The following is a 12,331-nucleotide window of genomic DNA, read 5'->3' as shown; positions in this document are numbered from 1 at the left end:
CCGGTCACGTGTCCCGTCGCCGGGCCCGGCGGCGCTTCCGGCCCGGTCCGGCCGGCGCTCGCCCGTCATGAGGCGGCCTCGCCGGGCCAGGTGAGGAATCCGACCGCCTCGGCCTTCGCCACGTCGGCGTCCTTCGCCCCCGTGACGCGTTCGATCACGCGGGTGACGGCGGCGATCAGTTTGCCGGGCGGCACGGCGCCGAGGGGGCCCGACCACCCCTTGGCCAGCCAGTCCACCTCGGCGTCGGTGAGCGCCCCGCTCCCGCGCAGCCGGCCCAGCACCCCGGCCGGCGGCCTGGGCCCGCGTACGGGCACGGCGCCCGGCGCGTTCATGACGGCCCGGGGCGGCAGCCCGGCGTCGACGACCCGGCGGCCGGGCAGGGCGGCACGGATGTCCCCGGCCAACTGGCAGCCCGTCACATCGGCGTCGTGCAGCACGATCACCGGCACCGCACCGGGCGCCACCTGGTCGGCGCGGGTGGCGAGGGCTATGTCGTACCTCCCGGGTATCCCGTTGGCGGCGAGGAAGGCGGCGATGCTCGCGTCACCGCAGAGCAGCACCGCCCTGGGCCGCGCGGGCGGCTCCGGGTGCCGGAAGTGTCTCTCGTCCACGACGCCGGGCGGCAGCGAGCCGTAGACCGACACCCACAGGCTCATCGAGGTGGAGCGGAAGTGGCTGAGGGGATGCGCCTCGACGGCGCGGTGGCGGCGTCCGAGGGACGAGGCGTACACGAGGACGGTGACGACACCGAGCAGGAAGCCGAGGAACGCGACCACCCCCGCGTCGGCGGACATCCCGCCGATCAGCAGCACGAGCGCCACGGGCAGCCCGGCCGCCAGACATCCGACGGCGCCGGCCCGGCCGCTGCCCCGCCTCGTCCTCCCGCGGGTCAGGGCGTACCAGAGCTGGTTGACGGTGATCCGGGTCCGGCCGCCGTCGGTGAGCTTCGCGACGACGCGCCTGATCCGTACGTCGCTCAGCCGCAGCGAGTTGGTCTTGGGGTCCAGCGCGAACTGCCGGTTGCACTTGGAGCAGGTACGGCCCGTACGCTCCCGCTGGAGCAGGTTCTGGTCACAGTGCGGACAGATCATCGGGGCCCCTCCAGCACGGCCGCGGCCCGCCGCAGCCCGGCGGCGAGCCGCTCGCGCGCGCCGACGGCGCCGACCCCGCCGGCACGCTGAAGGCCCTCGATCTCGCGCAGCGCGGCGGCGAGCTTCCCGTAGTCGGCGGCAACCTGACCGACGGCGGAGGAGACACGGCCGACGGCGGATCCCTGGCCGGAGGTGGCCGGCCCGCCGCCCACCTCGACCTCCACCGGCACCTCGGCCCCCGCTCCCGCACCGGCGGCACGGCGCTCGGCCTCGTCCGCCGTGATCGCGTAGTCCTCGTGGTCGATGCCGAAACCGGTGTTGGCGGCGAGGATGTTGAGCGGCTGCGCACCCCGGTTGGCGAAGGAGTGCGGCATCATCTCGGGTATCCGGATCATCGCCCCGGGGAACAGCCGCACCTCGGCGACCCGGCGCCGTACCGGATCGTACAGACCGCAGGACGCGTGCCCGAGGCTGAGCACGATGTGCTCCCCGCCGTGCGCGTGCGGGGTGAACGCGCTGCGCGGGCCGACGACCCCGAGCTTGAACGTCGCGTTCGACGGCCGCTCGGGGGAGGTCCGCGCGTCCCCGACGAGATAGTGGGCGAACTGCCCGTCGTCGATGAACCGCAGGAACTCCTCGCTCGGCCCCAGCTCCCGGGCCCCCTCCCGGTCCGCGAAGAGCACCCGGCCGTCGGGCCGGAGGTGGAACACCTCCACGCCGTACGGCAGCCCCCGCGCCAGCCGCGCCATCCCCCGCACACCCGGCGCACCGGACCGGGCCCCGAATTCCACGTCGAACATCAACGCCCCCCTCGCGCTGTCGACCACGATCGCAGCGTAGAGCTGTGACCGGGAACACTCGGAACCGATGATAGGGCGGGCCTCTGACATCCCGGTGAAGTCACGGCGCCCAGCCCGCCCCACGAGGCCGCCGAGGCCCGGGACCACGGCCTGACAGGTCGTCAGTCGCGCAACTCGCCCTCCAGCAGGCCCATCGTGAACATGTCGTACCACCGGCCGTCGCGCCGGAAGACCTGACGGAGCCTGCCCTCCTCCACGAAGCCGACCTTCCGGTAGACGTGGTGGGCCGCGTGGTTCTCGGTGACCACCGTCAGCGTGATCTTGTGCAGCCGCATCTTCTCGAAGCCGTACCGGCAGATCGTCCGCATCGCGTCGGTGGCGTAACCGCGCCCCCAGTACTCCTTCTCCCCGAGGTAGATGTCCAGCTCCGCACAGCCCGTCTCCGGCTCGGTGTCCCGCAGCCGGACCAGGCCGACGAGCGTGGCGCCGTCCAGCGTCTCGACGCCGTACAGCACATCGCCGTACGCGTTGCGCGGGCGCTCCTCCATGCTCTTCCTGACCCGGGCCTGCGATTGCGCGTAACCGTCGCTCATCCAGCGCATGACCTCGGGGTCGTGGTTCCACCGCCACAGCGCCTCGGCGTCCGACGGCTCCATGGCCCGCAGTTTCACCAGGTTTCCGAGCACCACACCGGCCAGCCCTTCGGGTTTTCGTACGATCGATCTACGGAACCCGCCAGGAATAACACGGCGTCACGCGCCCGCCCAACCGAATATCCGCCTCCGGGCCGCCGGATCACCGCACCTTCAGGTCGCCCTTTCCGCAGGCGACGCCGTCCCTGTCCGGGTCCAGACGGAGCGGGTCGTCCTTGCCGTTGACCTTCAGCCGGCCGTAGTCGTTGGCCGCGAGCCAGGCGCACCGCGCCTTCGTCACCTCACGGCCCGCACGCGCACCCGCACCCGCACCCGTGACCGTGGCCGTCTCCGGGAAGACCGTCGGTACGCAGACGTTCGCGGAGCCGTAGTGCCGGTCGCATCCCGCCACCCGCGGGCTCACCGGCTCCGAGGCCCTGGGCTTCCGGCTCTGTTTCGCGGGCTGGGTCAACTCGCCTGCGAAGCCGTGGACATGGGCCGACCCGGCGGCCTTCGCGGCCAGGGCGGGCGGACCGCCGAGGTGGATCCATTCGGCCACCGACGGGATGCCGTTGGCGTCGACCGCGAAGAGCATGTACCAGCCCGGGGGCGCCAGGTCGGGGTTGCTCGTGACGTTCAGGTCGACGTTGTCGCCGTCCACCGTGAGCGGCAGGTCCACGAAGCGCTGGTTGGGGTCGGAGGAGTGGGTCACCGCGGCCGGGCGGATCAGTTCCGCCTTGGCGATCGGCCGGTCGACCGTGATGCGCCGCGTGTCTCCGTACAGCCACTGGTTGTCGATCAGCGAGGTGATCCGGGGCCGTTCGCCCCGCAGGAGGTACGGCGGGGTGTAGAGGGACACCTGGTGGTTCCAGGTGCCGTTGCCGGGGTTGTCGCCGGTCGTCATGACGCGGCCGTCGGGCAGCAGGAACGCCGAGGAGTGGTAGCCGCGCGCCTCCGGATCGACCGCCACCGGGTCGAAGGTGTCCGTCGCCGGGTCGAAGAGCGACGACTCGTACACCGGGTTGGCCCGGTTGTGCAGCGCGCCGCCCGTCTCCAGCACCTTGCCGTCCGGCAGCAGCACCGCCGAGCCGTACATCTTGCCCTGCGCCCCGGTCTGCGGTTGCGGGCCGTTGCCGAGGTCGACCGTGCCCTGCGGGAGCGGCGGGCCCGCCGTGTAGCGGGGGTTCGGGTCCTTGAGGTCGATGAGGTCGGTGAGCCGGCCCGCCTCCGGGTTGGAGTCGATGTTGCCGCCGCCGATCGTCAGTACCCGCTGGTCCTGGGCGGGCGGCAGCAGCACGCTCGCCGACTGGTCGCGCTCGTCCTTGTTCCGGAGCCCGGGTATGTCGGTCACGGTGTTGGCGTCGTAGTCGTAGACGGAGGAGCCGGTGCCCGGGGTGCCGTTGCCGAAGACGTGGCTGCCGGAGTAGAAGAGGCGGCCGTCCTGCATGAGGATCATCGACGGGTAGAGGCCCCAGTACGACCAGGTCTGGTTGACCTGCCAGGCCGGGAGCCACTTCTCCTCCGTGGCCGACCAGCGTTCGGCGGTCACCGAGCCGGTGGAGTCCTCGCGGAGCCCGCCGAAGGAGAGCACGTCGCCGTTGCCCATGAGGGTGGCCGACGGGTACCAGTGGCCGTCGTTCATGTCGTTGGTCCTGCTGTACGTCTCGGTCGCCGGGTCGAAGACGTAGCTGTCCTTGTACCCCTGGTAGCCGACCGTGCCGTCCGCCGACGGATAGCCCTTGTTGCCGCTCATGACCAGCACGCGGCCGTCGGAGAGCTGGACGTGGCCGGAGCAGAACATGTCGTCGGGCGTCGGGATCGTACGGTACGAGCCGTCCCGCGGGTCGTACACGGCGGAGGTGAAGGTGCCGGCCTCGAAGCTGTCGACGTCGTTGCCCGAGCCGGCGATCAGCAGGACCTTGCCGTTGTGGAGGACGACCGAGTGCATGGACCGCACCGGGTTCTCGGTCGGCAGGACCTCCCACTTCCCGTCGGCGCACTCCTGCGGCGTCCCGGTGCATCCGGGCTCGGCGGGTGGCGGGGCGACCTCATCCATGCCGTAGTCGTCGGTGGTCACGCTGCCCGTGCCGTACACGGAGGCGCCCCAGGTGATCCGGTCGGTGCCGGGCGGGACGACGGGGGTGCGGACCTCGGCGCGCCGGTAACCGGGGCTCAGCTCCAGGGTCTTGAGGTCGGTCCAGTACTGCCAGCCGGTGGTGGTGTCGTGCCGGAAGAGGGTGAGCGCGACATCCGGAGTGGTCGACTTGTACCAGAGGGACAGGTCGTACTGCCGGTCCGGCCGCACGCCGGGCGCGCAGGCGGCGGACTCGGTGATGAGCGCCTTGCGGTCGCCGTCGGCCCGGCGGGTCAGCTCGACCTTGAGGGCCTTCGTGCCGGAGTGGGCGTCGGCGACGGTGGTGAAGGAGAAGTCGTTGTCGCCCCAGCCTGACTGCTCCCAGCAGTACGGCATGTCCCCGGCGCCGCCGGTGCCCGGTGTCTCGAAGCCGGGGTTCTTGACGAGATCGGCCCCGGCCAGCGCGGGCTGCTGGGCGCTCAGCAGCAGCCCGGCGGTGAGCGCGGTGACGGCGAGGAGCGCGGTACGGCGCGAGGCGCGCGCCGGCCGGGCGGGCTCGCGGAACATCACCGGCGTACGGAGCCGGCCCGGTCCGTGGAAGATTCCCGGCGTACGACTCCGGCTCGGCCCGCGGAGGGTTCCCGGCGTACGGAACGGGTTCACCGGCCGACCTCCGTCTCCAGGTCCCTGACCCTGCCGGACGACGCCACAGGGCTTTCCGCCTCCGGCCGCGCCGCGCCGCCGCCCCGGCTGCCGCGCCGCCGCCCGGGGGTCCGCTTCGGCAGGTAGACCAGCGCTTCCGTCCCCGCGAACCGCACCACGAACGTCGCGAGCAGCGCGCACGCCGTCGCCGTCAGGGCCCCCATCCCGAACCGCGACACGAACAGCGCGATCAGCGGGATCCGCAGCAGCAGATCGGCGTTGGCGAGCAGCGCGAACCGGCCCACCCGGTCCGCCCAGTGCCGGTGGGCGCGCCGGCTGCGGAAGAGCAGCAGCTCGATGAGGACGAAGTTCCACGCCACGCCGAACTGGTTGGCCGCCACCTCGGCCGGCAGGTAGTGCACCCCGGCCGCCGTCAGCCCGTACAGCGCGAGCAGGTTGGGTACGAAGCCGGTCAGCCCGATCAGTCCGAAGGCGGCCATCCGGGCGAGCGGGGAGGCCGTCCGCAGCTCCACGAGGTGGCGCAGGAAGCGCAGGCCCTCCTTGGCGGTCGACTTGGACTCGCCCGCGAAACGGTCGCGGAAGACGAACGGGACCTCGGTGGGCTGCTCGGGGCGGCAGCGTACGGCCAGTTCCAGCAGGATCTTGTAGCCGAGCGGGCGCAGCGCGTCCGAGGTGACGGCGGAGCGGCGGATCGCGAAGAAGCCGCTCATCGGGTCGCTGATGCCGCGCAGCCGGCCCGGGAAGAGAGCCTTGGTGAGCCAGGTCGCGGCGCGCGAGACGGCGACGCGGTAGCCGCCCGCGAGCCCGGCGCGGCTGCCGCCGTCGAGGTAGCGGCTGGCGACGACGAGGTCGGCGGACGCGCGCTCACCGGCGGCGACGAGGTCGGGGACGAGCGCGGGCGGGTGCTGGAGGTCGGCGTCCATGACGACGATCCAGTCGGATCCGGCGGCCTTGAGCCCTTCGACGACGGCGCCGCCGAGGCCGCCCTCGGGGGTGTCGCGGTGGATGACGGTGACGGGGAAGGGGCAGTCCTGCGCGGCGGAGGCGATGACGGCGGGGGTGTCGTCCGTCGAGTCGTCGACGAAGAGCACTTCGCAGGGCAGCCTTGCGGGTACGGCGTCGGTGAGCTGCCGCAGCAACTCCCGCACGTTCCCGGCCTCGTTGAAGGTCGGGATGATGACGGTGACCGCGCCGGGTTCGGCGACGGCGGTCGCTTCGAGCACGGGGTCGCCGAGTTCGTGGCGTCCGGGGGGTCCGTGGCGTCCGGGGGGTCCCGGCTCGCCGGCCCCGGTGGGCGGAGGAATGCTCATCGCTCGTCGCCTCCCGTGCTGGTGCCGTTCCGTGCGGCAGCACGGTCGTTCCCGGTGATCCGCCGGATCTCGATCCGGTCCTCGCCCGTGCCGAAGACGGCGACGGACGTCGAATGGTTCAGTGCGTCGCGCACGTTGGGCAGGTCGCGCGCGTCGCGCCGTACGGTCGGGGAGGCGACGACGTAGTCCAGGTCGCGCCAGCCGCCGGGCATCGTCTTCGTGACGGCCGGGTCGAGGTCGGCCTTGTAGAACCAGATGGCGCCGAGGCCCGGTTCGTATCCCGCGTGTACGAGGTCGAGCCAGAGCGCGTCGTCCACGAGCACCCGGGCCCGGGACGGGTCGGGGACCTCCCGCGCCATCCAGGAGGCGGCGGCCCGGTAGGGGGCGTTGGCGTCGGCGGTCAGCGCGGTGCGGTCGCCGTCGTACCAGCGCGGTACGACGAGTACGGCGGCGGTCGCCGCCAGCGCGGCCAGGGCCGTCCAGCGCAGGCCCGTCACCGTGCGGCTCTGCTCCGGGCGGCGCCACCTGCGCAGTACGGCGTGGGTGACGCTCGCCGCGCCGCCGGCCAGCACGAGTGCCAGGAACGGCAGCCCCTGGATGACGTACATCGCGGGCAGGTAGCCGGACGGGCGCAGGGCGACGGCGGTCAGGATCACGACGGCGAGGGCGGGCCCGGCCAGCGCCCGCGCGGTGACCGACCAGCGCAGGGTGACCATGAGCAGGAGCGCGCCCGCGATGCCGCCCAGTGGCAGGATCCGGTCGTAGTACAGCCAGGACTGGAGCACACCGTACGAGCCGCTGCCCGGGTCGAGGACGAAGCCGGAGCCCGGACGGCTCATCTGGTACGTGATGCCGTCCCACAGCGAGACATGGCCGCCGCCGGGCAGCAACTCGCCTTTGAGCAGGGCGAAGAGCGGATACGAGAGGCCGGTCAGCACACAGGCGGTGACGGCTCCGGTGACCGCGAACTTACGGGTGTCGCGGTGGCTGTGGCGCCACATCGTGACCAGCAGCGCGGGCAGCACCACGAGCATGGTCTCTTTGGTGAGCACGCCGGTCGCGGCGGCCAGACCGGCCGCGAAGTGGTGCCAGAGATGGCGGCTCGGCGAGGCCGCGAGGCAGAACGCCAGCAGGATCCACATCACGGCGATGTTGTCGAGGAAGATCTCCCGCTGGAGCACCACGGAGAGCGGGGAGAGCCCGAAGAGGACCATCGCGAGACCGGCCGCCCAGCGCGGCAGCCACAGCCGCCGGGCCAGTACGTACAGGAGGACCGCGCTCGCGGCGCTGACCAGCAGCATCGCGCAGCGCATGGGGGCGACCGTCATGGCCTCGGGCGAGAAGAGCGAGGGCAGCCAGGTCAGGAAGGCGATCTGCATCCAGCCGAGCGGCGGATGGTCGTACCAGTACGTGTAGTGGGCGAGGCCCTTGCCCTCCTGGACGGCCCAGGCCTGGGCGAGGTAGGTGCCCTCGTCGTCGCTGAGGGTGGGGTAGTGCTGGATGTTCCAGCCCTGAACGAGCAGGATCGCGACGAGGAGGACCCCGCAGAGGACCAGATCGGAGCGTGAGCGCCGGAAGCGCACCACGGGCCGTACGGCGCCCCGTGGTCCGGTGCCGTGGACGGCGGGGGTCTTCCGGTCCGGGTCCTGCTCGGCGGGGAGTTGCGGGGCGGGGCCGTTCCGCGCGGGTACGAGCGGTCTCTGGTCCGTCTCCGTCGTCACCACGGGGAGGGTGGAGGTCACGCGTGGACGTCCTCTCGGGTGAGGTGCGCGCCGACATGGCTGGTCAGCTCCCAGTCGTCGCGCCCCCGCCGGTCGCGCCAGACCGCACGGATCGCCGCGCCGGCCAGCATGACCTGGTAGAAGGGGCCGCCGGCGATGAGCTTCAGGTAGTGCGTCAGGCGGATCCGCAGTCCGTACTGCTTGCCGAAGTCGTGGAGTCCGACGATCTCGAAGACGAAGGTCACGAGGGCGGTGACGAGCGGCAGGAAGGTCACGAACGCGACCGTGACCGGTACGTCGAGGAAGAGCGCGATACAGACGTTGAGCGGGATGACGAGCCCGGTGAACGCCTGGAAGAACGGGGTCATGAGGGTGTAGCGGGCCAGCAGACGCTGCCCGGATGTGGGCAGTTGACGCCAGTCACCCTTGCGGTAGACCTGGAGGAAGCCCTGGTTCCAGCGGGTGCGCTGTTTGAGCAGCGACATCAGCGAGCCGGGTGTCTCCTCGCGGGTGACCATGTCGGAGTCGTACGCGACGACGACCTTCTTGCCGACGCTGGAGAGCCGTACGCCCAGGTCACAGTCCTCGGCCAGGCAGTTCTGGTCCCAGCCGCCGGCCTCGCGCAGCACGTCGGTCCGTACGAAGACGGTGTTGCCGCCGAGCGGGATGAACCCCTTCTGGGCGTGCAGATGGAGCCTGCTGCGGAACCAGAAGAAGTACTCCAGGCAGTTGCGCAGGCTGTACCAGCTCGAATGGAAGTTGATGAGCTGGACGCCGCCCTGGACGACATCGGCGCCGGTGGAGCGGAAGGCGTGGTCGACGTGGGTGAGCAGCTCGGGGTGGACCTGGTCCTCGGCGTCGAAGACCCCGACGATCTCACCGGTGCAGTGCGGCAGCGCGGTGTTGAGCGCTTTGGGTTTGTTCTTGGCCTCGTGGGTGTCGACGACGACCCGGACCCGGCCGGGGTCGCGGGCGGCGGCCCGCTCGGCGACCGCCGCGGTCTCCGGGTCGTCGTGTCCGACGATGACGATGATCTCGAAGCTGGAGTGGCTGGATTCCAGCAGCCGTTCGATGGTGTGCTCCAGCACCGCCTGCTCGTGGCGGGCGGGCAGGAGCAGCGAGAACGAGCCCGCCCGGCCGCCGTCGGGCGGGTCGAACCGGGTGGCGGCCAGCGTCTCGGGCGTACGCCAGGCATGCATCTGCCACCAGAGCGTGAACGCGGCCATCCAGAACAGCGCCAGTGATACGGCGGCGATGAACGCGGCTATGAACACGGACGTGACCACACGGCCCCCCTCGGCCTGGGTGGCCGCGGCAAGGCCCCCCTGGCCGCCGGCGCACCCGTCATCCCCCTGTACGCATGTCCCCCACGCGCACTTGTTGCGTCTGCTGTGAAGACAATAAGGGGGACCTGTGACGACTGGAGGGCCGATTGGGTGAATGCTGCGTTTCGGTCCCATTCACCACGGGTCAGAAATCAGCCACCCTCTACTCGAACACCCCCAATTCACCCTTCAGGTGTTCGAGTTCGGTCGTCGGGGCGGAGCAGACGAAGCGCCGGCAGACGTACGCGGTGGCACGATCGCCGATCAGCGGGCGGTCCGCCAGCAGCGGGAACTCGTCGCTCCCCGGCGCACCGGCCGCGACGACGGCGCCGGGCGCGGTGGCCAGCAGAGCGGCCCGGTGCATCGCGGCAACACCCTCGGCCGCCGCACCGTCCCCCACGCGGCCCTCCGCACCGCCCTCCGCACCGAGGACCGCGACCTCACGGGGCCCGTCCAGCGCCGCCTCGGCGACCGCGAGCCCCCAGCCGATGAAGCGCGGCGCCCGCGGCCCGAGCGCCTTGACGACCCCCAACGCCCCTTCCGCCGCACTCCGGTGGCGCTCGGAGCCGGTGTGGGCCGCGTACGAGAGCAGCGCACCGGCGGCGGCCGTCCAGCCGGACGGCGTGGCGTTGTCCGTCGGATCCTGGGGCCGGCGGATCAACTGCTCGGCGTCGTCGGCCGTGTCGTACAGCGCACCGCCCTCCGCCACGAACCGGTCCAGGACAATGTCCAGCAGGAACCCGGCGAATTCCAGCCAGACGCCCTCACCGGTGACCCCGGCGAGCGCGAGGAACCCCTCCGCCACATCGGCGTAGTCCTCCAGCACCCCGGCGTTCGCCCCGGCCCGCCCGTCCTTCGAGGTACGGGCCAGCCGTGCCGCCCCGTCCATGTGGAGGCGTACGAGCAGATCGGCGGCCTCGGTCGCCCGCTCCACCAGGTCCGGCCGGTCGAAGTACGCACCGGTCTCGGCCAGCGCGGCGACGGCCAGCCCGTTCCAGGCGGCCACGATCTTGTCGTCGCGCCCCGGCCGCTCCCGCCGCTCCTCGCGGGCGGCGAGGAGCCGTGCCCGTACGGACTCGACGCGTCCGGCGTCCACCACCCCTTCCCCGACGGGCAGTTGCAGCACGGAGGCGCCCTCCTCGAAGGTGCCCTCCTCCGTCACCCCGTAGTACTGGGCGGCGAACTCGGCGTCGGACTCCCCCAGCACGTCGCGCAGTTGGCCGGGCGTCCAGACGTAGAACGCGCCCTCCACATGCTTCCCGCTGCCGCTGCCGTCCTCGCTGTCGGCGTCCAGGGCGGAGGCGAACCCGCCCTCGGCGGTGCGCAGTTCACGGACCATGAAGTCGGCGGTCTCGACGGCGACCCGACGGGCCAGCTCGGAGCCGGTGGCCCGCCAGACATGCGCGTACACCCGGCACAGAAGGGCGTTGTCGTACAGCATCTTCTCGAAGTGGGGCACGGTCCACTCGCGGTCCACGGAGTAGCGCGCGAACCCGCCGCCGAGCTGGTCGTAGATCCCGCCGCGCGCCATCGCCTCACAGGTGTCCGTCGCCATCTGGAGCGCGCCCTCGGAACCGGTACGGGCGTGGTGGCGCAGCAGGAACTCCACCACCATCGCCGCCGGAAACTTCGGCGCCCCACCGAACCCGCCCCGCTGCGCGTCGTACTCCCGGGTCAGCCCCAGCAGCGCCTGCGCCAGCTCCCCCTCCCCGGGCGGCCCGTCCCCGCTCTGCGCGAGCGACCGCCCGGCCAGCTCCCCGACGATCCGCGCGGCCACCTCGGCGACCTCCTCGCGCCGGCCAGTCCAGGCGGAGCTGACACCTTCGAGCACCTGCGGGAAGGACGCCATGCCGTGCCGGGGCTCGGGCGGGAAGTACGTACCGAAGTAGAAGGGCGCGCCGTCCCCGTCGAGGAACACGGTCATGGGCCACCCGCCCTGCCCGGTGGCGGCCTGCACGGCCTCCATGTAGACGGCGTCGACATCGGGCCGCTCCTCGCGGTCGACCTTGATGTTGACGAAGTGGGCGTTCATGTACTTGGCGGTGGTCACGTCCTCGAAGCTCTCGCCCGCCATCACATGGCACCAGTGGCAACTCGAATACCCCACACTGAGCAGCACCGGCACCCCCCGGCGCCGGGCCTCGGCGAACGCCTCCGGCGACCAGGGCCACCAGTCGACGGGGTTGTCGGCGTGCTGGAGGAGGTACGGGGAGGTCTCATGGGCCAGTCGGTTCGCCATGCACCCCATCCTCGCGCACACCCGCGCCGCACCCACCCCGGGCCGAGGAGCGACACGCCCAGGACCCGGGCGAAGGGCTCAGCCCCAGGTGAGCGGATCGAGGTGGAGGTAGAAGCGCTCCCGCTCACGGTCGAGTGCGACTCCGTACCGGCCGGCGAACGCCCCGTCCGCCGCAGGCGAGTTCGAGCCGCCGGCAAGGACCGCCCAGCTCGGACGTCCGGCGCGCACCCCGCCCCCTTCTTCAAGGGCGGGGGCACGCCGCGCCCTGCCCCACGGCTTATTCGCCGGTGCCCAACTCGGCGACCGGGCCGACCCGGGCCACGCGGCAGGCCGGCAGCAGCCCGGTGAGCGTCATGAGGCCGTCAACCCGCCAGAGGTGCACCAGTTGAACGTACGGCAGGTGCAGCGGATCACCGAGGTCCAGCACCGATCACCAGCCACGCGCAGTGCACGCAGAGAAACAGTCCCAGGACGCT

Annotated in this window: 9 protein-coding genes and 1 pseudogene; all 10 read right to left on the bottom strand. The window is 72.0% G+C overall.

The window, feature by feature from the left end; all coding sequences use genetic code 11:
- Window positions 1–65 precede the first annotated feature (65 nt).
- Window positions 66–1,091, bottom strand: coding sequence for a hypothetical protein (locus ACFXPL_RS16855; protein ID WP_384919158.1), 1,026 nt, complete (start codon window positions 1,089–1,091; stop codon window positions 66–68).
- The gene (locus tag ACFXPL_RS16850) at window positions 1,088–1,891 is read right to left on the bottom strand and encodes a cupin domain-containing protein (protein ID WP_384919155.1); all 804 of its coding nucleotides are present in this window, start codon (window positions 1,889–1,891) and stop codon (window positions 1,088–1,090) included. Before ACFXPL_RS16850 ends, ACFXPL_RS16855 begins: the two co-directional genes overlap by 4 nt.
- Before the next feature lie 161 nt (window positions 1,892–2,052).
- Window positions 2,053–2,580: a GNAT family N-acetyltransferase gene (locus ACFXPL_RS16845; RefSeq protein WP_384919152.1), complete on the bottom strand. Its 528-nt coding sequence runs from the start codon at window positions 2,578–2,580 to the stop codon at window positions 2,053–2,055.
- A 106-nt stretch (window positions 2,581–2,686) separates the two neighbouring features.
- On the bottom strand, window positions 2,687–5,164 hold the full coding sequence (locus ACFXPL_RS16840; protein WP_384919149.1) for a galactose oxidase-like domain-containing protein: 2,478 nt from the start codon (window positions 5,162–5,164) through the stop codon (window positions 2,687–2,689).
- Window positions 5,165–5,256: 92 nt separating this feature from the next.
- Window positions 5,257–6,570, bottom strand: a complete 1,314-nt coding sequence (locus ACFXPL_RS16835; protein ID WP_384919146.1) for a glycosyltransferase — start codon at window positions 6,568–6,570, stop codon at window positions 5,257–5,259.
- Window positions 6,567–8,312, bottom strand: a complete 1,746-nt coding sequence (locus ACFXPL_RS16830) for a phospholipid carrier-dependent glycosyltransferase (RefSeq protein ID WP_384919143.1) — start codon at window positions 8,310–8,312, stop codon at window positions 6,567–6,569. Before ACFXPL_RS16830 ends, ACFXPL_RS16835 begins: the two co-directional genes overlap by 4 nt.
- Entirely contained in the window at window positions 8,309–9,517 is a 1,209-nt protein-coding gene (locus ACFXPL_RS16825; protein ID WP_384919177.1) for a glycosyltransferase, read from the bottom strand. The genes ACFXPL_RS16830 and ACFXPL_RS16825 overlap by 4 nt, the downstream gene beginning before the upstream one ends.
- A 262-nt stretch (window positions 9,518–9,779) precedes the next feature.
- On the bottom strand, window positions 9,780–11,855 hold the full coding sequence (locus ACFXPL_RS16820; protein WP_384919140.1) for a thioredoxin domain-containing protein: 2,076 nt from the start codon (window positions 11,853–11,855) through the stop codon (window positions 9,780–9,782).
- A gap of 78 nt (window positions 11,856–11,933) precedes the next feature.
- Window positions 11,934–12,026, bottom strand: a pseudogene (locus ACFXPL_RS16815) (APH(3'') family aminoglycoside O-phosphotransferase); the annotation flags it as partial.
- 106 nt (window positions 12,027–12,132) lie between these two features.
- Window positions 12,133–12,282, bottom strand: coding sequence for a hypothetical protein (locus ACFXPL_RS16810; protein ID WP_384919137.1), 150 nt, complete (start codon window positions 12,280–12,282; stop codon window positions 12,133–12,135).
- Window positions 12,283–12,331: the final 49 nt, after the last annotated feature.

This window comes from Streptomyces sp. NPDC059092, assembly GCF_042756365.1.
Classification (GTDB): domain Bacteria; phylum Actinomycetota; class Actinomycetes; order Streptomycetales; family Streptomycetaceae; genus Streptomyces.
The sequence above is the reverse complement of the archived record's forward strand: the minus strand, read 5'-3'. Positions and strand labels throughout refer to the sequence as shown.

Excerpts from the sequence above, each read along its gene's own strand:
- ACFXPL_RS16850 (WP_384919155.1), bottom strand. The coding sequence starts at position 1,891 with ATGTTCGACGTGGAATTCGGGGCCCGGTCCGGTGCGCCGGGTGTGCGG.
- ACFXPL_RS16835 (WP_384919146.1), bottom strand. The coding sequence starts at position 6,570 with ATGAGCATTCCTCCGCCCACCGGGGCCGGCGAGCCGGGACCCCCCGGA.
- ACFXPL_RS16855 (WP_384919158.1), bottom strand. The coding sequence starts at position 1,091 with ATGATCTGTCCGCACTGTGACCAGAACCTGCTCCAGCGGGAGCGTACG.
- ACFXPL_RS16840 (WP_384919149.1), bottom strand. The coding sequence starts at position 5,164 with ATGTTCCGCGAGCCCGCCCGGCCGGCGCGCGCCTCGCGCCGTACCGCG.
- ACFXPL_RS16820 (WP_384919140.1), bottom strand. The coding sequence starts at position 11,855 with ATGGCGAACCGACTGGCCCATGAGACCTCCCCGTACCTCCTCCAGCAC.
- ACFXPL_RS16825 (WP_384919177.1), bottom strand. The coding sequence starts at position 9,517 with ATGGCCGCGTTCACGCTCTGGTGGCAGATGCATGCCTGGCGTACGCCC.